General features: G+C 72.2%; 18 protein-coding genes. 16 read left to right on the top strand and 2 right to left on the bottom strand.

Going from position 1 to position 20,550, the window contains the following annotated elements:
- Window positions 1-81: 81 nt before the first annotated feature.
- Both VF825_RS04815 and VF825_RS04810 read right to left on the bottom strand, forming a co-directional pair.
- A complete protein-coding gene (locus VF825_RS04815; protein ID WP_331110700.1) occupies window positions 82-852 on the bottom strand; it encodes a GNAT family N-acetyltransferase in 771 nt (256 codons plus the stop codon).
- Window positions 842-3,088: an MMPL family transporter gene (locus VF825_RS04810; RefSeq protein WP_331110698.1), complete on the bottom strand. Its 2,247-nt coding sequence runs from the start codon at window positions 3,086-3,088 to the stop codon at window positions 842-844. Before VF825_RS04810 ends, VF825_RS04815 begins: the two co-directional genes overlap by 11 nt.
- A gap of 97 nt (window positions 3,089-3,185) precedes the next feature.
- Here VF825_RS04810 and VF825_RS04805 point away from each other — a divergent pair, with 97 nt between their 5' ends.
- From VF825_RS04805 to aroB, 16 genes are all read left to right on the top strand, one after another.
- Complete coding sequence (locus VF825_RS04805) at window positions 3,186-4,502, top strand: replication-associated recombination protein A (RefSeq protein WP_331110726.1); 1,317 nt, start codon at window positions 3,186-3,188, stop codon at window positions 4,500-4,502.
- Window positions 4,503-4,688: 186 nt separating this feature from the next.
- The gene (locus tag VF825_RS04800) at window positions 4,689-5,693 is read left to right on the top strand and encodes an ABC transporter permease (protein ID WP_331110696.1); all 1,005 of its coding nucleotides are present in this window, start codon (window positions 4,689-4,691) and stop codon (window positions 5,691-5,693) included.
- A 75-nt stretch (window positions 5,694-5,768) separates the two neighbouring features.
- Window positions 5,769-7,478: an ABC transporter substrate-binding protein gene (locus VF825_RS04795; RefSeq protein WP_331110694.1), complete on the top strand. Its 1,710-nt coding sequence runs from the start codon at window positions 5,769-5,771 to the stop codon at window positions 7,476-7,478.
- Window positions 7,479-7,567: 89 nt separating this feature from the next.
- Complete coding sequence (locus VF825_RS04790) at window positions 7,568-8,563, top strand: ABC transporter permease (protein WP_331110692.1); 996 nt, start codon at window positions 7,568-7,570, stop codon at window positions 8,561-8,563.
- A complete protein-coding gene (locus tag VF825_RS04785; protein ID WP_331110690.1) occupies window positions 8,560-9,669 on the top strand; it encodes an ABC transporter ATP-binding protein in 1,110 nt (369 codons plus the stop codon). Before VF825_RS04790 ends, VF825_RS04785 begins: the two co-directional genes overlap by 4 nt.
- A gap of 12 nt (window positions 9,670-9,681) precedes the next feature.
- On the top strand, window positions 9,682-10,719 hold the full coding sequence (locus VF825_RS04780) for a dipeptide ABC transporter ATP-binding protein (protein WP_331110688.1): 1,038 nt from the start codon (window positions 9,682-9,684) through the stop codon (window positions 10,717-10,719).
- Between the two features lie 99 nt (window positions 10,720-10,818).
- On the top strand, window positions 10,819-11,202 hold the full coding sequence (locus tag VF825_RS04775) for a DUF948 domain-containing protein (RefSeq protein ID WP_331110724.1): 384 nt from the start codon (window positions 10,819-10,821) through the stop codon (window positions 11,200-11,202).
- A gap of 5 nt (window positions 11,203-11,207) precedes the next feature.
- Window positions 11,208-11,501: a DUF6167 family protein gene (locus VF825_RS04770; RefSeq protein ID WP_185746117.1), complete on the top strand. Its 294-nt coding sequence runs from the start codon at window positions 11,208-11,210 to the stop codon at window positions 11,499-11,501.
- Window positions 11,502-11,654: 153 nt separating this feature from the next.
- The gene (gene alaS / locus VF825_RS04765; protein ID WP_331110684.1) at window positions 11,655-14,363 is read left to right on the top strand and encodes an alanine--tRNA ligase; all 2,709 of its coding nucleotides are present in this window, start codon (window positions 11,655-11,657) and stop codon (window positions 14,361-14,363) included.
- 2 nt (window positions 14,364-14,365) lie between these two features.
- Window positions 14,366-14,863: a Holliday junction resolvase RuvX gene (gene ruvX, locus VF825_RS04760; protein ID WP_331110682.1), complete on the top strand. Its 498-nt coding sequence runs from the start codon at window positions 14,366-14,368 to the stop codon at window positions 14,861-14,863.
- A complete protein-coding gene (gene mltG, locus VF825_RS04755) occupies window positions 14,860-16,062 on the top strand; it encodes an endolytic transglycosylase MltG (RefSeq protein ID WP_331110680.1) in 1,203 nt (400 codons plus the stop codon). The genes ruvX and mltG overlap by 4 nt, the downstream gene beginning before the upstream one ends.
- Window positions 16,032-16,925 carry a shikimate dehydrogenase gene (locus VF825_RS04750; RefSeq protein WP_331110678.1) on the top strand — a complete coding sequence of 298 codons (894 nt, stop codon included), beginning with the start codon at window positions 16,032-16,034 and terminating at the stop codon, window positions 16,923-16,925. Before mltG ends, VF825_RS04750 begins: the two co-directional genes overlap by 31 nt.
- Window positions 16,922-17,623 carry an A24 family peptidase gene (locus VF825_RS04745; protein WP_331110676.1) on the top strand — a complete coding sequence of 234 codons (702 nt, stop codon included), beginning with the start codon at window positions 16,922-16,924 and terminating at the stop codon, window positions 17,621-17,623. The genes VF825_RS04750 and VF825_RS04745 overlap by 4 nt, the downstream gene beginning before the upstream one ends.
- Before the next feature lie 23 nt (window positions 17,624-17,646).
- Window positions 17,647-18,870: a chorismate synthase gene (gene aroC, locus VF825_RS04740; RefSeq protein WP_331110674.1), complete on the top strand. Its 1,224-nt coding sequence runs from the start codon at window positions 17,647-17,649 to the stop codon at window positions 18,868-18,870.
- 8 nt (window positions 18,871-18,878) lie between these two features.
- Window positions 18,879-19,421 (top strand): shikimate kinase, encoded by a 543-nt coding sequence (locus VF825_RS04735; protein WP_331110672.1) that lies wholly within the window; start codon window positions 18,879-18,881, stop codon window positions 19,419-19,421.
- Window positions 19,418-20,521, top strand: coding sequence for a 3-dehydroquinate synthase (gene aroB / locus VF825_RS04730; protein ID WP_331110669.1), 1,104 nt, complete (start codon window positions 19,418-19,420; stop codon window positions 20,519-20,521). The genes VF825_RS04735 and aroB overlap by 4 nt, the downstream gene beginning before the upstream one ends.
- The last annotated feature ends 29 nt before the right edge of the window (window positions 20,522-20,550 follow it).

The raw sequence follows: 20,550 nt of genomic DNA, 5'->3' as shown, positions 1-20,550 counted from the left end.
TCGCACCCCGGTGGGCAGGGAAGGGGGTCGTTGCACGATCCGCGCGCCGGTCCGCACAGGTCCTGAGCTGCGGACGGTCGCTCAGCGCAGGGGCTGGATGACGCGGGTCGCCCAGGCGTGCCCGATCCGGTAGCCCAGGCGCAGGTAGAGCGAGCGGGCCACCGCGTTGTCGGAGTACATGCCGAGCGTCGAGACCCCGTCGAGGGCGACCGCGCGGCGGGTCAGTGCCGCGGTGACGGCCGCGCCCAGACCCTGGCCGCGCCGGTCCGGACGCACCGCGATGCTCGCCAGGTGCGGGCTCCCACCCCCGGTGCGCTGCATGGCGCCGCAGGCGACCAGCGCGCCGGTGGCGTCGCGGGCGCCGACCCACCACTCGTTGCCGTCGTCGCCGGGGCGGGCGCTCGCCGTCGGGCTGGCATCCGCCAGGAACGCCAGGAGCTCACCGGCGTCCGCGGTGTTGTCCAGCCCGACCAGTGTGGTCTCGCCCGGGTGGGGTTCCGGGGCCGCCTGCGTCCACAGCCACTCCCACCGGGCGCCTGGCCCCACGCGGAAGTGCTTCTCCAGCAACGGTTCCAGCGGCTGGGGGAGGGAGATGGCCCTCACGCCGTGGTCGGCCACGAGAGACGGGTCGGCGGCCGCGCTTGCGACCAGCGCCTCGACGCCGGCCGGGCTGCCCAGCAGCGCCAGCACGGTCCGGCCCGAGGGGGTGCGCCGCAGGACGGCGACCGCCCCCTCCACCGCCCAGCCGCCCGCGAACGCCGCCCCCACGTCATACCGGACGAACGGGTCCTGCCCGGAGGCCTCGTGCAGCGCCGCCCAGGAGCTGAGCCGCTGCACGGTCTCAGCGGGCACCCTCGACCTCCTCGGAGATGCCGTGCCGGGCGTGCCAGCGCCGCAACGGCTCCGGCGCCCACCAGTTGCGGCGGCCGAGAACGGTCATCGTGGCGGGGACCAGCAGCATCCGGACCAGGGTGGCGTCGATCGCCACGGCCACCGCGAGGGCCACCCCGGTCTCCTTGATGACCAGGAGCTTGCCGGCGGCGAAGCCGCAGAAGACGATGATGATCAGCACCGCGGCGGAGGTGATGATCCGCCCGGAGCGCTGCAGGCCGAGCACGACCGCCTCGTCGCTGTCGTAGCCGCGCCGGACGAGCTCGGTGATGCGGGACAGCAGGAACACCTCGTAGTCCATCGACAGGCCGAAACCGAACGCCAGCACCAGCAACGGGATCGTGGACTCGATGCCGCCCACCGACTGGAACCCGATGAGGCCCTCGAGGTGGCCCTCCTGGAAGATCCACACCGTGATGCCCAGGCTGGCACCCAGCGAGAGCACGTTGAGCAGCAGCGCCTTGACCGGCACCACCACCGAACCGGTCATGAGGAAGAGCAGCACGAACGTCGCGACCACGACGAGCGCCACGGCCAGCGGCGCCCGCGCGCGCATCGACGCGCTGAAGTCGGCGAGCTGGGCGGCCTGCCCGGTGACCCACGTGGGGAACGCGGGGCGGTCGGCGCGCAGCGACGTGACGACCTGGCGGGTGGTGTCGCCGAGCGGGCCGTCGGTGGTGCGCAGCCCGACGGAGACCAGCTCCGGCGTGGCCTGCTTCGGCGCGTCGACCGAGCGCACGCCCGGCACGTGGGCGGCCGTGTCCCCGGCCCAGCGGGTGACCTCCGCCAGCGGCGCCCGGGCCACGACGGTGACGTCGGGAGCACTGGTCGTCGGGTAGTCCCGTGCCAGGGTCTCGAAGAACACGCGCTGGTCGGTGCCGGCGGGCAGCAGGCGCGTGCCTGAGGAGGTCAGCTGCAGGCTGAAGGCCGGGGCGGCTGCGACGAGCATCGCCGCGACCACGACGACGATGACGCCCACCGGACGGCGTTGCACCCAGGTGGCCAGGGCGCTGAAGACGCCGGTGTCCGACGCCTGCTCGGTGCCGCGGCGCAGCAGCCGGCGACCGGCCAGGGCGCACAGGGCCGGCACCAGGGTCAGGGCGACCAGCAGCGCCACCACGACCACGGAGACGCCGGCGGCGCCGATCGCCTTCATCAGCTGGGCGGAGAACACCAGCAGGCTGCTCAGCGAGATGGCCACGGTCAGCCCGGAGAACATCACCGTGCGCCCGGCGCTCGCGAGGGTGCGCGAGGTGGCGAGCACGACCTCCTCCCGGGTGATGTCGGCTGCGGGCCCGCCGGCGGCGATCGCGCGCAGCTCCTCCCGGAACCGGCTGACGACCAGCAGGCCGTAGTCGATGCACAGGCCAAGCCCCAGGACGGTGACGACGTTGACGACCGACGCGTCGAGGTCGATGAGGTAGGAGAAGCCGAGCAGGCTGGCCAGCGCACCACCGATCGAGGCGATGGCCCCGACGACGGGCATGCCCGCGGCGATGAAGCCGCCGAAGACGACCACCATGACCAGCAGGCTCACCGGCAGCGCGATGCCTTCACCGGTGCGCAGGTCGGTCTCGACCTGGGTGGTGATCTGGCTGACCAGCTGCGAGGTGCCGCCGACGTGACCGCGCGCGCCCGGCAGGTCGCGGACCATGGCCTGCAGCTCGGCGGTGACCGCTGACTCGGTGCTGCGCTGGGCCGCCTTGGCCAGGCCAGGCTTCGTGTCGACGACGGTGAGGAAGCCGCCGCGTGACGGGTCGCCTTGTGCGACAAGGGGTCTGGCCGGTGCCGACGTCGGCCCGCCGGGGACGAGGAAGGGGTTGGCCACCTGCTGGACCCCGCTGATGTGGCGCAGCGCCTCGGAGTGCCGCCGCACGGTGGTGGCGACGGCCGGGGCGGTCAGGTCCACCCCCGTGACCTGCAGCATCGTCGCCGGCCCCTTCGTCGCAGCCTCGGAGATGAGGTCCCGGCCGGTGCGTGCCTCGCCGGGCACGGTCGGCTCGCCGGAGGTGAGCCGCTGGAACAGGGAGTCGCCGCCGAGGGCGCCGGCGGCCGCCGCGAAGCACAGGACCACGACGACCAGCCACAGGCCGAGGACGCGCCAGGGGTGGCGCCCCACGACGGTGCCCATCCGGGCCAGGCGGGTCGGGTGGGCCGGCGGCGCCGGGGCGGACGCGGGGGAGGGCGTGGGGGTCACGCGGGATAGCCTGCCAGCCGTGAGCACGGCCGACGACGACCTCTTCGCCACGGCGCACCGCGACGGTGCCGCCGGTGTCGACGCGTCCCCCTCGGTGATGCCGCCGCTGGCCGTCCGGATGCGGCCCCAGTCGCTGGAGGAGGTCCGCGGACAGGGCTCCGTGCTGCGCCCGGGCAGCCCCTTGCGCCGCCTCATCGAGGGGTATGCCGGGCCCGCGGGTCCGCTGTCGGCGATCCTCTGGGGGCCGCCGGGGACCGGCAAGACCACCCTCGCGCACCTGGTCGCCACCAACGCGGGCCGCAAGTTCGTCGAGCTGTCCGCGGTGACGGCCGGGGTCAAGGACGTCCGCGCCGTCATGGACGCCGCGGCGCGCGAGCGGGACCTCTACGACCGCCAGACGGTGCTGTTCCTCGACGAGATCCACCGCTTCACCAAGGCCCAGCAGGACGCCCTGCTGCCCGGCGTGGAGAACCGCCTCGTGATCCTGGTGGCCGCGACGACGGAGAACCCCTCGTTCAGTGTCATCGCCCCGCTGCTGTCCCGCTCGATGCTCATCACCCTCGGCCCGCTCGCGGACGACGAGCTCGACCAGGTGCTCACGCGCGCCCTGGAGCACGAGCGTGGGCTGGGCGGGGCGTTCACCCTGGCGACCGACGCCCGCGCCCACCTCGTGCGCATCGCCGGGGGAGACGCCCGGCGGGCGCTGACCTCGCTGGAGGCCGCTGCCGGGGTGGCCCTCGACGCCCAGCCGGCCGGGCGGCACACCGACGAGCCGGTGGAGGTGACGCTGGCGCAGGTGGAGCAGGCGGTCGCGCACGCCGCGGTGCGCTACGACCGCACCGGGGACCAGCACTACGACGTGGCCAGTGCGTTGATCAAGTCGATGCGGGGCAGTGACGTCGACGCCGCACTGCACTACCTCGCGCGGATGCTGGAGGCGGGGGAGGACCCGCGCTTCATCGCCCGGCGCATCGTCATCGCAGCCAGTGAGGACGTCGGCATGGCCGACCCCACCGCGTTGCAGACCGCGGTCGCCGCCATGCATGCGGTGGCCCAGATCGGCATGCCCGAGGCGCGGATCATCCTGGCGCAGGCCGTCGTCCACAACGCCCTGGCGCCCAAGTCCAACGCCGCCTACGCCGGCATCAACGCGGCGATCGCCGACATCCGGGCCGGCCGCGGCGGACCCGTGCCGGTGCACCTGAGGGGGAGCGGCTACGCCGGCGCGGCACGCCTCGGCCACGGCGAGGGCTACTCCTACCCCCACGACGACCCGACCGGGGTGGTGCAGCAGCAGTACCTCCCGGGCGACCTCGCCGGGCAGGCCGACTACTACCACCCGACCGAACGCGGCTGGGAGCAGACGCTGTCGGCGCGATGGGCCCAGCTGCGCAAGCACATTCGCGGCCGCTGAGCACGGAGCAACACGCTCGGTAACGATTTGTCATCCAACGCATCGACTGTTCTGGATGCGGGGTTGGCCGTGTGGCATGTTTACGCCGACTCGTGAGAGCGCCGTCACATCTTGTCGGGGGGACCCCTACGCCATGTGCTCGCCGCACGACGTCGTCGTGGCTGTTTTCACATGGACGGAGTGCGCATGTCGCTGGGTGTCGACCCGCAGGACCAGGTCTCGAGCGAGGCCCTGCTCGACGTGGTCCCGGTGGCCTCCGCGAAGGAGCACGGCAAGTCCCCGTCGCGGATCGCGTTCGACCGCCTGCGCAAGGACCGCATGGCGATCATCTGCGGGTGCGTGGTGCTGTTCTTCGTCCTCGTGGCGGTCCTCGCGCCGCTGCTGTGCGCCCTCGAGGGCCAGAACTACAGCGACTTCCACACCGAGCTGGTGGACGAGTTCGGCTTCCCGACCATCGGCCCCAACGCGTCCCACTGGTTCGGCGTCGAGCCCAAGACGGGCCGTGACCTCTTCGCCCAGTGGACCTACGGTGCCCGGCCCAGCCTGATCATCGCCTTCGTGGCCGCGGTGTCCTCCTCGGTCGTGGGCGTCGTCCTCGGCCTGACCGCCGGCTTCCTGCGCGGCACGGTGGACCGGGTCATCAGCTGGGTCGTCGACTTCGTGCTGAGCCTGCCCTACCTGCTCGTCGCCATCGCGGCCGTGCCGATCGTGGTGCAGATGGCCGGCGGCGTGAACGCCCTGACCCCGCAGGACAACGCCGACATCCGCTTCTTCGTCCTCATCGGCGTCCTGGTCTTCTTCGGCTGGGCGAGCCTCGCCCGGCTGATCCGCGGTGAGGTCATCTCGCTGCGCGAGCGCGAGTTCGTCCAGGCGGCGAAGGTCATCGGTGTCCCCACCCGCCGGGTGCTCTTCAAGGAGCTGCTCCCGAACCTCGTCGCGCCGATCGTGATCTCGCTGTCCCTGGCGCTGCCGGCCTACATCGTGGCCGAGGCCGGGCTCACCTTCCTCGGGGTCGGGCTCATCGAGCCCACCCCCTCGTGGGGCCAGATGATCGCCAAGGCCACCACGTACTACCAGGCAGACCCGCTGTACCTGTGGCTGCCTGTCGTCGGAGTGTCCGCCCTCACCCTGGCCCTGAGCTGGCTCGGTGACAGCGTGCGAGACGCGTTCGACCCCAAGACGCGCCGCTGACGCAGCGTGGCCCATCGAGGCAAGACAAGGAGAATCGCAGTGATTCGATTGAAGGGTACGGCGCTCATCTCTGCCGTGGCTGTGATCGGACTGGCCGCGTGCGGCACGCCGTCCAGCAATGCCAAGGACGTGGGGGGCTCCTCGTCCAACACGATCGCCGGTGCGCAGCAGAAGGCCACCGACGAGTCCGCCAAGGGCCCGGCCAAGGACATCGCGGGGGCGAAGAAGGGCGGGACCATGACGGTCTACGCCGAGTCCACGCCCTCGACGTTCGACCCGACCAACATCTACTACACCGACGGCAACCAGATCGCGAAGCTCGCGTTCCGGACGCTGACCCAGTTCGACATCCGCGACGGCAAGCCCGTGCTGGTGCCGGACCTCGCCGAGGACCTGGGCAAGGTCTCCGCTGACAAGCTGACCTGGACCTTCAAGCTCAAGAAGGGCATCAAGTACCAGGACGGCACGCCGGTCAAGGCCGCGGACTTCGCCTACGCGATCAAGCGGTCCTTCGCGCACGACGTCTTCGACGCGGGCCCGACCTACCAGCTGTCCTACTTCAAGGACGCCGACACCTACAAGGGTCCCTACGCCTCGGGCCAGGACTACAAGGGTGTCGAGACCCCGGATGACAGCACGCTGGTCATCCACCTCAAGACCCCGTTCCCGGACCTGCCCTACTACGGCACGTTCCCGATGTTCACGCCGATCCCGCAGGCGAAGGACACCAAGCAGAGCTACGAGCAGCACCCGATGACCACGGGTCCGTACATGTGGCAGAGCTACAACCCGGGCGCGGAGCTCAAGCTGGTCAAGAACCCCAACTGGGACCCCAACACCGACCCGGTGCGTCACCAGTACGTCGACGCGTGGGACTTCAAGTGGGGCGGCGACGCCATCAAGAGCCAGCAGCAGGTCCTGGCCAGCCAGGGTCCGGACGCGGCGGCGGTCGAGTACGACAACATCGACGCCTCGGTCGTCCCGCAGCTGACCGGTGACAAGAAGGCCCAGCTGATCCAGGGCGCCAGCCCCTGCACCATCGTCGAGCAGATGGACACCCGCAAGATCCCGCTCGAGGTCCGCAAGGCGATCGCCGTGGCCTACAACTGGGACGAGATGAACAAGGTGGCCGGCAACACCAGCCTCACCACCGAGCCGGCGTCCTCGATCCTGCCCCCGGCCGTCCCGGGCTACACCAAGTTCACCGTCCCGGGTCTGACCGGCACCGGCCAGGGCGACCCGGCCAAGGCCAAGCAGATGCTGCAGGCGGCCGGCAAGCTCGGCTTCCAGCTGTCCTGGTACTACTCCAACGACAGCCAGACCTCCTCGCAGCTGACCCAGGCCCGCACCAAGTTCCTCGAGGCGGCCGGCTTCACGGTCAAGCCGATCGGCGTGCCGAAGGCCCAGATCCGCAAGTACACCGGCAACTACTCCGGTGCGGCCAACATGCTGTGGTCGCCCCGCGGCTGGTGCTCCGACTGGCCGAGCGGCTCCTCGTGGTTCCCGGTGCTGTTCAAGTCCCAGTCGGTGAAGGACCAGAACTCGATCGGCATGCTCCAGGACCCCGCCCTGGACAAGAAGATCGACGACGTCTCCGCGCTGCCGCTGGACCAGCAGGCCGCCAAGTGGGGTGAGCTCGACAAGTACATCCTCGAGACGTACCTGCCGGCGCTGCCGTTCTACTACGACAAGATGGCCATCGTCGTCGGCAACAAGGTGGGTGGCGCCGTCGGTGACCCGACCCAGGGTCTGCCGATCTTCACCCAGATGTTCGTCAAGAGCTGACCTGACCCCAGCTCATCCCTGACCGGTGGCCGGGCCCCGCGCCCGGCCACCGGTCACCGAGCGGCCCACCACTGCGGGAGTGCCCCCACGTGTTCACCTTCCTCACCCGGCGCATCATCAGCGCGATCTCGGTCGTCATCGCGACCCTGATCGCCTCGTTCGCGCTGTTCTTCATCGCGCCGAGCGACCCGGCCTCCGCCATCTGCGGCGACACGCGGTGCTCCCAACAGCGCTACGAGGACATCAAGAAGAGCCTCAACCTCGACCGGCCGGTGACGGAGCAGTTCGCCGACTACGCCGGGGGCATCGTCTTCGGCCGTGACTTCACCGACGGCGGCACCACGACGCACTGCGCGGCACCCTGCCTGGGCTACTCGTTCAAGACCGGCCAGCCGGTGCTGCAGCAGATCGGCAGCCGCCTGCCGGTCACCCTCACGGTGGTGCTCGGCGCCTCGGTCATCTTCTTCGGCGTCGGCGTGACCATGGGCTCGATGGCTGCCCGTCGGCGCGGGACCGCGGGTGACCGCGCCCTCGTCGGGGCCACCCTGGTGATGAGCTCGATCCCGTACTACCTGGTGGCCCTGCTCGTCTTCCTCTACCTCGTGATCAGCTTCCCGATCCTGCCGCGGCCCGGCTACTTCCCGATCGCGCAGTACGGCCCGGTGAAGTGGTTCCTGGGCTTCCTGGCCCCGTGGCTGGTCCTGGGCATCTACAACTCCACCTCCTACACGCGGTACTCGCGCGGGTCGATGGTGGAGTCGCTGAGCGAGGACTACGTCCGCACCGCCCGCAGCAAGGGCATCAGCGAGCGGCGGGTGACCTACCTTCACGGCCTGCGGGCCGCGATCACTCCGGTCGTGACGATCTACGGCCTCGACATCGCCTACCTGATCGTCAGCTCGATCTTCACCGAGCGCATCTTCGACCTCCCGGGCATCGGGAACCTCGTGCTCCAGAGCTTCAACAACTCCGACCTGCCGATGATCATGGGCACGGTGATCGTCGGGGCCGTGGTCCTGGTGGTCATGAACCTCCTGGTCGACATCGTCTACTCCTTCCTCGACCCCCGCGTGAGGTTGTCATGAGCCAGACCTCGGCCACCGAGGCCACCGCCTCCGGCCGTCCGCAGACGGTCACCCGCGCCCGCCGGGTCACCAACCCCTCCGGCCAGGACCCGTTCCTCGTCGTGGACGACCTGCGGGTCGACTTCCCGACGGCTGACGGTGCGGTCCAGGCGGTCCAGGGCCTGAGCTACCAGCTGCCCATGGGTCGCACGCTGGCCATCGTCGGCGAGTCCGGCTCCGGCAAGTCCGTGTCGAGCATGGCCGTCATGGGCCTGCACGACATGAGACGCACCCGCATGAGCGGCTCGATCAGGCTCGGCGGCCAGGAGATCGTCGGCATGTCCAGCCAGGACATGCGCAAGGTCCGGGGCGACCAGGCGTCGATGATCTTCCAGGACCCGCAGTCCTCGCTGCACCCGTACTTCAAGGTCGGCTGGCAGATCGCCGAGGCCTACCGCGCCCACCACAAGGTGTCCAAGAAGGTGGCGCGCGCCCGGGCCCTGGAGATGCTGGACCGGGTCGGCATCCCCAACCCCCAGCGCCGCATCGACCAGTACCCCTATGAGTTCTCCGGCGGCATGCGCCAGCGCGCGATGATCGCCATGGCGCTGGTCAACGACCCCAAGCTGCTCATCGCCGACGAGCCGACGACCGCCCTCGACGTCACCGTGCAGGCCCAGATCCTGGACCTGCTCAACGACCTCCAGAAGGAGTTCGGCTCGGCGATCATGCTCATCACGCACGACCTCGGGGTCGTCGCGGAGGTCGCCGACGACGTGCTGGTGATGTATGCCGGCCGCGCCGTCGAGTACGGCACGGCCCAGGAGGTGCTGGCCAGCCCGACCCACCCCTACACGTGGGGTCTGCTCGAGTCGATCCCCTCGGTGTCGACCGAGCACGAGATGCTGCGCCCGATCCGGGGCAACCCGCCGAGCCTGGTCAACCTGCCCTCCGGCTGCTCCTTCCACCCCCGCTGCCCGTACGTCGACCGGGTGGCCGGCGACCTGTGCCGCACCGAGCTGCCCGAGCTGGTCCGCCGCGACCAGGTGGGCACCGACGCATCCCGCTGCCACCTCGCCGACCCCCGGGCCATCTTCACGGCCGAGGTCGAGCCGGGCCTGGCCTGAGAAGGAGTACCCGTGAGCAGCACCCCCGCGTCCGGCACGCCCCTGCTGAGCGTCCGTGACCTGAAGATGCACTTCCCGATCAAGAACACCGATGGCCTGTTCGCCAAACGGCAGCTCGTGCTGGCCGTCGACGGGGTCTCCTTCGACCTCGGCAAGGGCCAGACGCTGGGCCTGGTGGGGGAGTCCGGCTGTGGCAAGTCGACCCTCGGCCGGGCAATCACGCGGCTGTACAAGCCGACCAGCGGGCAGATCCTGTTCGAGGGAACCGACCTCGCCGGCCTGCCGGAGCCGAAGATGCGCCCGTTCCGCCGCGAGCTGCAGATGGTCTTCCAGGACCCCTACAGCTCGCTGAACCCGCGCCAGACCGTCGGCTCGATCGTCAGCACCCCGCTGCAGGTCCACGGGCTGGCCAAGGGCAAGGAGATCCAGCGGGTCCAGGAGCTGCTCGAGCGGGTGGGCCTCAACCCCGAGCACCACAACCGCTACCCCAACGAGTTCTCCGGCGGCCAGCGCCAGCGCATCGGCATCGCCCGCGCCCTCGCCGTCGAGCCGCAGGTGATCGTGGCCGACGAGCCGGTCTCGGCTCTGGACGTCTCGATCCAGGCCCAGGTCATGAACCTCCTGGAGGAGCTGCGCCGCGACCTCGGCATCGCGTTCGTCTTCATCGCCCACGACCTCGGCGTCGTGCGCCACTTCTGCGACCGGGTCGCGGTGATGTACCTCGGCAAGATGGTCGAGGTCGGTGACCGCGAGCAGGTCTACACCGCGCCGCAGCACCCCTACACGCAGGCGCTGCTGTCGGCCGTGCCGGACCTCGGCGCGGTGCGCGGCGTGCCGCCGCGGGAGCGGATCCGCCTCGCCGGTGACGTGCCCAGCCCGATCAACCCGCCGAGCGGCTGCCGCTTCCGCACCCGCTGCTGGAAGGCCCAGGACATCTGCGCCAGCCAGGAGCCGCCGCTGGAGGCCAAGGCCGACGCGGGCACCGGGCACTCGATCGCCTGCCACTTCCCGGAGGTCAAGGAGAGCCTCGTCGCGGAGGCGAGCGCCTGAGCCCGGGACCGGGCGGTAGGGTTCCCGACAGACAGTGCGGCCGGCCCGTGGACGGCGCCTCGTCGCAACCGTTCCCAGGCGTGAGGTGAGAGTGTGAGCGTGTCCCTCGGCGACATCGCCGGACTGATCGCGGCCCTGGCGTTCGCCTACGTGGTGATCCGCCTCGGCTCGGTCATCGGCAAGGCCGGCAAGGTGCTCGACGAGGCCAGACTCGGCGTCCGTGGCGTCTCCGAGCAGACCGTGCCGCTGCTGTCGCAGGTGACCGACACGGTCGCCTCGACCAACGAGCAGATCGTGCGGGTGGACACCATCACGGCCAACGTCGCCACGATGTCCACCAACGTCAACGCGCTCACCTCGCTGTTCGCCGCCACGCTCGGCTCGCCGGTGGTCAAGGTCGCCGCGTTCAGCTATGGCGTGCGCTCGGCGATGAAGGGCAACGCCCAGGGCAAGGCGGCCGGCCGGCGCCGCCGGAAGGGGTGATCGGGGTGCGACGACTGTTCTGGGTCGCCCTCGGCGCGACCGTCGGGGTCCTGGCCGTCCGCAAGGTCACCAAGGTCGCCGAGGCCTACACCCCGGCCGGGGTCGCCAGCGGCCTCGCGGGGATCGGCGAGGGCCTCAAGGAGATGGCCGAGGCCGTGCGCGACGGCATGGCCGAGCGCGAGGAGGAGCTGCGCTTCGCCCTCGGCATCGACACCGCCACGCTGCCCGACGGCCGGGCGATGGACGCCGAGGCGGCCCGCCGCCTGCTCGATGACCCGACCGGCCCGCGCGCCCGCTAGCGCCGACGCCTTTCCCGGACCCGCCGCACCCTCGCACCCGCACGGCATACCCTGCGAGGATGGGCGACTGGTCGGGACGTCAGCCCCTTGACACGGTCACGGCGTGCTGCCGCGGCCGCCTGACACGAGTGACAACGCAGTGAGGACTTGAGCATGGAAACCGCCGAGATCAGGCGCCGCTGGCTGGACTTCTTCGAGAAGGCGGGCCATGCCGTGGTCCCCAGCGCCCCGCTGCTCTACGACGACCCCAACCTGCTGTTCGTCAACGCCGGCATGGTGCCGTTCAAGCCCTACTTCCTCGGCCAGGAGAGCGCGCCCTGGAGGCGCGCCACCAGCGTGCAGAAGTGCGTGCGCACCCTCGACATCGACGAGGTCGGCAAGACCAGCCGCCACGGCACGTTCTTCCAGATGAACGGCAACTTCTCCTTCGGCGACTACTTCAAGAAGGACGCCATCGCCTTCGCCTGGGAGCTCTTGACGACCAGCCAGGCCGACGGCGGCTACGGCCTGCACCCCGACCGGCTCTGGGCGACCGTCTACCACGACGACGACGAGGCCGCGCAGCTGTGGCTGGACCAGACCGACATCCCGGCCGAGCGCATCGTGCGCCGCGGGATGAAGGACAACTACTGGTCCATGGGCGTGCCCGGCCCGTGCGGTCCGTGCAGCGAGATCTTCGTCGACCGCGGCCCGGAGTACGGCCGCGAGGGTGGCCCGGCCGTCGACGAGGACCGCTACATGGAGATCTGGAACCTCGTCTTCATGCAGAACGTCCGCGGCGAGGGCGGCGGCAAGGAGGACTTCCCGATTGTCGGGGAGCTGCCGGCCAAGAGCATCGACACCGGCATGGGCCTGGAGCGCATCGCCTCGGTGCTGCAGGGGGTGGACAACCTCTACGAGATCGACGAGGTCTACCCGGTCCTGGCCCGTGCCGCCGAGATGAGCGGCAAGAAGTACGGCGCGCAGTCCCAGCACGACGCCGCCCACTCCCACCCCGACGACGTGCGCCTGCGCGTGGTGGCCGACCACGTGCGCAGCGCCCTCATGCTCATCGGCGACGGCGTCACCCCCGGCAACGAGGGCCGCGGCTACGTCCTGCGCCGGATGCTGCGCCGCGCCGTCCGCTCGATGCGCCTGCTCGGCGTCGACGAGCCGTCCCTGCCGCAGCTGCTGCCGGTCAGCATGGAGCGGATGAAGCAGTCCTACCCCGAGCTCGAGCGCGACTTCGGCCGGATCAGCCAGGTCGCGTACGCCGAGGAGGAGGCCTTCCGCCGCACTCTCGTCGCGGGGACCACGATCCTGGACACCGCGGTCAGCAAGGCCAAGTCGGCCGGCGCGACCCACCTGTCCGGTGACCAGGCCTTCGCCCTCCACGACACCTACGGGTTCCCGATCGACCTGACGCTGGAGATGGCGGCCGAGCACGGCCTCGAGGTCGACGAGACCGGGTTCCGCCGGCTCATGGCAGAGCAGCGGGACCGGGCCAAGGCCGACGCCCGGGCGAAGAAGAGCACGCACGGTGACACCACGGCATACCGCGAGGTGGCCGACGTGCTCGGGCGCGAGGTGGAGTTCACCGGCTACGACGAGATCGTCTCCGAGGCGAAGGTCGCCGGGGTCCTGCTCGACGGCGCCACCGTCCCCTCGGCGCGCGCCGGCCAGGAGATCGAGCTGGTTCTCGACCGCACCCCGTTCTACGCCGAGGGCGGTGGCCAGCTCGCCGACGGCGGCCGGATCGAGCTCGCGAACGGCGCGGTCATCGAGGTCCGCGACGTGCAGAAGCCGATCGGCGGGCTCATCGTCCACCGCGCCACGGTGGTCTCCGGTGAGGTCAACGCCGGCGAGGCCGCGCACGCGCTCGTCGACATCGACCGGCGCCGCGCCATCTCCCGTGCGCACACCGCGACGCACATGGTGCACAAGGCGATCCGCGAGGCGCTGGGCGACACCGCCACCCAGGCCGGCTCCGAGAACGCCCCGGGGCGCTTCCGGTTCGACTTCAACGCGCAGTCCGCGGTCCCGGCCTCGGTGCTCACCGACGTCGAGGCCCGGGTCAACGCGCTGCTCGCCGAGGACCTGCCGGTCCACGCCGAGATCATGACCCAGCAGCAGGCGGTCGAGTCCGGTGCCATGGCCCTGTTCGGGGAGAAGTACGGCGACCGGGTGCGGGTCATCTCGGTCGGCGACTGGGCCCGTGAGCTGTGCGGCGGCACCCACGCCCAGCGCTCCGGCCAGCTCGGCCTGGTCAAGCTGCTCGGTGAGGCCTCCATCGGCTCCGGTGTGCGCCGCGTCGAGGCGCTCGTCGGCACCGACGCCTACGATTTCCTCGCCCGCGAGCACGCCGTGGTCGGCCAGCTGACCGAGGCGCTGAAGGTGCGCTCGGAGGAGCTGCCCGAGCGGATCAACAGCATCCTCACCCGGCTCAAGGACGCCGAGCGCGAGATCGGCACGATGCGTCAGCAGCAGGTGCTGGCCGCGGCGGCCTCGCTGGCCGCCGGCGCGCGGGACGTCTACGGCGTCTCCTTCGTCGGCCACGATGCCGGCGCCGGGGTGGGTGCCGACGACCTGCGCACCCTCGCGCTCGACCTGCGCAGCCGCCTCGGCAACGAGCGTCCGGCCGTGGTGGCCGTCGCGGGTGTGGCCAAGGACCGCCCCGTCGTCATCGTCGCGACCAACGAGCCGGCCCGCCAGTGGGGCGTCAAGGCCGGCGAGCTGGTCAAGGTCGCCGCGACCACGCTGGGTGGTGGTGGCGGTGGCAAGGACGACGTCGCCCAGGGCGGGGGCACCGACACGGGGAAGGTGGGGGAGGCGCTGGCCCGCGTCGAGCACACCGTCGGCGAGCGCGTCACCGCGAGCCGGTAAGCGTGCGCGAGGGCATCCGCCTCGGCGTCGACGTCGGGAGCGTGCGTGTCGGGCTGGCGGCGAGCGACCCCTCGGGGCTGCTCGCCATCCCCGAGCGAACGCTCGAGCGTGACGTCGAGGGTGGGCGCGACCGCGAGGAGGTCGCGGCCGAGGTCACGGCGCGCGCGGCCCTCGAGGTCGTCGTCGGCCTGCCCCGGTCGCTGTCCGGGCAGGAGGGGCCGGCCGCCGAGGCGGCCCGTGCCTGGGCCCGCGAGCTCGCGGCCCTGGTGCGCCCGGTCCCGGTGCGCCTGGTCGACGAACGGCTGACCACGGTGGACGCCCATCGCCGTCTGCGCGACAGTGGTGTCGCCGGCCGCCAGCAGCGCGCCGTGGTCGACCAGGCGGCGGCGGTGCTCATCCTGCAGGCAGCGCTCGACGCCGAGCGCACGTCCGGTCGGCCGCCCGGGGAGCTGGTCACGCTCCGCAAGCCCAGGGCCAAGGCAAAGGGTCAGACGCGATGAAGGAAGACCACCTGGTCGACTCGATCTTCGGCGACGCCGAGGGCCAGGCCCCCAGCCCGCCGGTGCGACGGACCGCACCACCCACCGGTCCGACCCGCGCCCAGCACCGCCAGGCCATGGCACGGCAGCAGCGCGAGCAGCGCCGGCGTGCCCGCCGGCGCCGCGGCCGGCGCTTCCTCGTCCTCACCCTGTCGCTGGTCCTCGTCGGCGGTGCGGCCTTCGGCGCCACGCAGTACCTGCGCCCGCTGGTCGCGAGCCTGACCGCGAGCGACGACTGGACCGGGTCGGGCACCGGCAAGGTCACCATCGAGGTCCACGACGGCGACTCCGGCCGGGCCATCGGCGCCACCCTGCAGCAGGCGGGCGTGGTCAAGACCGCTTCGGCCTTCTCCGCCCTCGCCGAGGGCAACCCGCAGGCTGCCTCGATCCAGCCCGGCAGCTACCAGCTGCGGCTGCACATGAGCGCGGCCGCCGCGCTGGCCATGCTGCTGGACCCCAGGAACCGCACGGTGCCCCGGGTGACGCTGCGTGAGGGCCTGTGGAAGAGCGAGGTCTTCGCGATCCTGAGCAGGGCCACCGGGGTCAAGGTCGCCGACTACGAGGCGGCGGCGAAACAGCCGGAGCTGCTCGGCCTGCCCCCGGCCGCCCAGGGCAACCTCGAGGGCTACCTGTTCCCGGCGACCTACGAGTTCCCGCCCAAGGCCACCGCCGCGGAGCAGCTGCGGATCATGGTGAGCAAGTCCGTGGCCGAGCTGGAGCAGCTCGGGGTCAGCCCGGCGTCGATGGAGCGCACGGTCATCATCGCGAGCATCGTCGAGGCCGAGGGGATGCGCGACGCCGACCGTCCCAAGATCGCCCGGGTCATCGAGAACCGCCTGGCGAGGAAGATGAAGCTGCAGATGGACTCCACGGTCAGCTACGGCGTGCAGCACCGCGCGATCACGACCACCAACGCCGAGCGGGCTGCGAACAACGGCTACAACACCTACCGCGTGGCGGGGCTGCCGGCCGGCCCGATCAGCAACCCCGGCGCGGCCTCGATCCAGGCGGCCGCCCACCCGGCGGCGGGTCCGTGGCTCTACTTCGTCGCGGTCAACCCCGAGACGGGGGAGACGCGCTTCGCGACCGACGCGGCCAGCCACGCGGCCAACGTCAAGCTCTTCCAGCAGTGGTGCAGCGCGCACCCGGGCAAGTGCTGAGCCGGTCCGGACACCTCGCGGCCGTTCTCGGGTCGCCGGTGGTGCACTCGCTGTCGCCCGCGCTGCACAACGCGGCCTACCGGGCGCTGCGGCTGGAGTCCTGGCGCTACTGCGCCCACGAGGTGCGCGAGTCCGCGCTGGCCGACTTCGTCAGCGGCCTCGGGTCGGAGTGGGCGGGGCTGTCCCTGACGATGCCGCTCAAGGAGGTGGCCTTCCAGGTCGCCGACGAGGTGTCGCCGCTGGCCCGGGAGGTCGGAGCGGTCAACACGCTGGTGCGCCTGCCCGGTGACGGCTGGGCGGCGCACAACACCGACGTCCACGGCGTCGAGCAGGCCCTGGCCGGTGCGGGGCTCACCGCGCTCGAGGAGGCCGTGGTCCTGGGCTCCGGGGCCACCGCCCGCTCGGTGCTGGCCGCGCTGGCACGGTTGGGCGCCCGCCGCGTGACGTTCGCCGTCCGGGACCGGGCCCGGCCCGAGACGCTGGCACACGCGGAGCGGGCCGGGGTGGAGGCGCAGGTCCGCCCGTTGTCCGACCTTGCCCGCCTGGCCGTGGGCACGCCGCTGGTGGCGAGCACCCTGCCCGGCGGGGCGGGGGAGCAGGTCGCTGACGACCTTGCCTCCGCGGTCCCCGTGGGCAGCTGGCCCGGAACCGCTGCGGCGGGAGGCCCGGTCCTGTTTGATGTCGTCTACGCGGGCTGGCCCACGCCGCTCGCGCGGGCGTTCGCGGACAGGGGGTCGGTGGTCGTGTCGGGCTTCGAGATGCTGCTGCACCAGGCGGGCGCACAGGTCGAGCTGATGACCGGGCTGGAGCCGCCGCTGGAGGCCATGCGCGCCGCCGGGATCGCCGAGCTGGCCCGGCGATGACCGTCGCCGGCGCGGCCGCCGGGTGGCTCGTCGCCGTCGTGGCCGTGGCCGGCGCCGCCGTGGGAGAGGTCGCCGCCCGCCGGCTCGCGGTCGGCGGCTACCGTCGCGAGGACGAGCAGCACCTGCCCGTGCCGCCCCACCGATGGTGGGTGCCGATCCTGCTGGCCCTGGTGTGGGGGAGCCTGGTGTGGCGCCTCGGTGCCCTCGGGCACCTCACCGTGCTGCCGGCGTACCTGTATCTCGGGGTGCTCGGGCTGCTGCTGGCCGCGATCGACGCCGACGTGCACCGGCTGCCCGACGCGCTGGTCCTGCCCGCCTACCCCGTGGCGCTCGTGCTGCTCGCCGTGGCGTCGTGGGGGACCGGTGACTGGTGGGCGCTGGTGCGTGCCGCCATGGCCGGGGCGACGCTGTGGCTGGCCTACCTCGTCCTCGCGCTCATCTCGCCCGGCGGCCTCGGCTTCGGCGACGTCAAGCTCGCCGGGGTCCTCGGGCTGTTCCTCGGCTGGCTCGGCTGGGGCCCGGTGGTCCTGGCGACCCTGGCCGCGTTCCTGTTCGGCGGTCTCGCCGGCGTGGTGCTCCTGCTCGCGCGCCGGGTGACCCGCCACTCCCACATCGCCTTCGGGCCGTCCATGCTCGCCGGCGCGTGGCTCGTGGTGTGCCTGCCGGTCCACCTCCTGACCGGGTCGCCGACGGGCTGAGCCTGCATGGGAGGATCACCGGCATGCTGCGTTGGTTGACTGCCGGTGAGTCCCACGGCCCTGCCCTCGTGGCGGTCCTGGAGGGAATGCCGGCCGGGGTGGAGGTGACCACCGGGGACGTCGCGGCGGCCCTGGCGCGACGCCGGCTCGGCTACGGCCGCGGCGCCCGGATGAAGTTCGAGCAGGACGCGGTGGAGTTCCTCGGGGGCCTGCGCCACGGCATCACCCTCGGCTCGCCCATCGCGATCCGGGTCGGCAACTCCGAGTGGCCCAAGTGGCAGACCGTGATGAGCCCGGACCCGGTCGACGCCGAGGCCTACGCCGCCGCGGACGACGTGGGCGCCCCGCAGGAGGTCGGCCGCAACAAGCCGCTGACCCGGCCGCGTCCCGGCCACGCCGACCTGGTCGGCATGCAGAAGTACGGCTTCGACGACGCCCGGCCGGTGCTCGAGCGCGCCTCCGCGCGCGAGACCGCCGCCCGGGTGGCCCTCGGCGCGGTGGCTGCCCGGTTCCTCCAGCAGGCCTACGGCATCCGCCTGGTCGCGCACACGGTGGCCATCGGCGGCGCCGGGGTCGCCGACGACGCACCGGCGCCGACCCCCGACGACGTCGCCGCGCTCGACGCCAGCCCGGTGCGCAGCCTCGACCTGCCCGGCACGACCGCGATGGTGGCCGAGATCGAGGCTGCCAAGAAGGACGGCGACACCCTCGGCGGCGTCGTCGAGGTCCTGGCCTACGGGCTGCCCCCGGGCCTGGGCTCGCACGTGCACTGGGACCGCCGGCTCGACGCCCAGCTCGCCGGGGCGCTCATGGGGATCCAGGCGATCAAGGGGGTCGAGGTCGGCGACGGGTTCCGCACCGCGGCCCGCCGCGGCTCGGCCGCCCACGACGAGATGGAGCGCGACGACAGCGGCGCGATCCGCCGCCGCACCGGCCGGGCCGGCGGCACCGAGGGCGGCATGTCCACCGGCGACGTGCTGCGGGTGCGGGCCGCGATGAAGCCCATCAGCACCGTGCCGCGTGCCCTCGACACGGTCGACGTGACCGGCGACGAGCCGGCGACCGCGATCCACCAGCGCTCCGACGTGTGTGCCGTGCCGGCGGCCGGGGTGGTCGCCGAGGCCATGGTCGCGCTGGTGCTCGCCCAGGCGTGCGTCGAGAAGTTCGGCGGCGACAGCGTCGCCGAGACCGCCCGCAACCACGCCGGCTACCTCGCGTCCATCCCCGAGGGGATGCGCTCGTGGTGACCGCCGGTATGCCGTCGGACTCCGCCGCGGACCGGTCCGGCACGCGCCCGGTCGCCGTCCTCATCGGCCCACCCGGGTCGGGCAAGACCGTGGTCGGTCGCGCACTCGCCGAGCTGCTCGGCGTGGCCCTGCGCGACACCGACGAGGCGGTCGAGCAGGCCGAGCAGCGGAGCATCTCCGACATCTTCGTCGAGGACGGCGAGCCCCGCTTCCGCGAGCTCGAGCGCCAAGAGGTGGCGGCCTCGCTCGCCAGCCACACCGGCGTGCTGTCCCTGGGTGGGGGAGCGGTCATGGACCCGGCCACCGAGCAGGCGCTGTCCGGGCACACCGTGGTGTTCCTCGAAGTGGGCATCGCCGACGCAGCAAAGCGGGTCGGCTTCGACCGCAGCCGGCCGCTGCTCATGATGAACCCGCGCGCGCAGTGGGTGCGGCTCATGGACGCCCGCCGCCCGACCTACGAGCGGCTGGCCACCCTGCGCGTCAACACCGCCGGTCGCACACCGCAGGACATCGCCGCCGAGATCGCCGAAGCCCTGGGGGAGCAGCAGTGACCGAGCCGACCCGGATCAGCGTGGGCGGGGACTACGACGTCGTCATCGGCACCGGCCTGCTGGCCGAGCTGCCCGGCCTGCTCGGGGAGGGCGTGGAGCGGGTGCTGGTCATCCACCCCCGCGCTCTGCGCGCCACCGGCGAGGCCGTGCGCGATGACCTTGCGGCAGAAGGGTTCTCGGCGTTCGTGGCTGAGGTGCCCGACGCCGAGGAGGCCAAGTCCGCCGAGGTGGCGGCGTTCCTGTGGGGCGTCCTGGGGCAGGCGGGCTTCACCCGGTCCGACGCGGTCGTGGCCGTCGGTGGCGGCACGGTCACCGACCTGGCCGGCTTCGTCGCCGCCACGTGGCTGCGCGGGGTCACGGTCGTGCACGTGCCGACCACGCTGCTGGGGATGGTCGACGCCGCGGTCGGCGGCAAGACCGGCATCAACACGGCCGAGGGCAAGAACCTCGTCGGGGCCTTCCACCCGCCGGCGGGGGTGCTGTGCGACCTGGCCACCCTGACGACGCTGCCGAAGCACGACTTCGTGGCCGGCATGGCCGAGGTGGTCAAGTGCGGCTTCATCGCCGACCCCCGCATCCTCGAGCTGGTCGAGGCCGACCCGGAGGCAGCCACCCACGCCGAGGGCGGGCCGGTGCGGGAGCTCATCGAGCGGGCGGTCTCGGTCAAGGCCGGTGTCGTGGCGCAGGACCTGCGCGAGTCATCGCTGCGGGAGATCCTCAACTACGGCCACACCTTCGGCCACGCCATCGAGCAGGTGGAGCGCTACTCCTGGCGCCACGGGGCCGCGGTCAGCGTGGGCATGGTCTACGTCGCCGAGCTGGCCCGGCTGGCGGGTCGCCTGGACGACGCCGTGGTCGACCGGCACCGGGAGGTGCTGCGCAGCCTCGGGCTGCCGACGGCCTACCGCGGTGACCGCTGGCCGCGCCTGCTCGAGGCGATGAAGCGCGACAAGAAGAGCCGCGGCTCGATGCTGCGCTTCGTCATCCTGGACGACGTGGGTCGCCCGACCCGGCTGGAGGGTCCCGACCCGGCGCTGCTGCAGGCGGCCTACGCCGAGGTCAGCGAGGACACCGCACCCCGCGGCATCTCCCTGGGCTGACGCGGGACCTCCCGCGAATCACCCGCGCC

Origin of the sequence: Oryzihumus sp., from assembly GCF_036391795.1 — a bacterium.
In the GTDB taxonomy this organism is placed as follows: Bacteria; Actinomycetota; Actinomycetes; order Actinomycetales; family Dermatophilaceae; genus Oryzihumus.
Note: the sequence above shows the minus strand (reverse complement) of the source record. Positions and strands in the feature narration are given on the sequence as shown.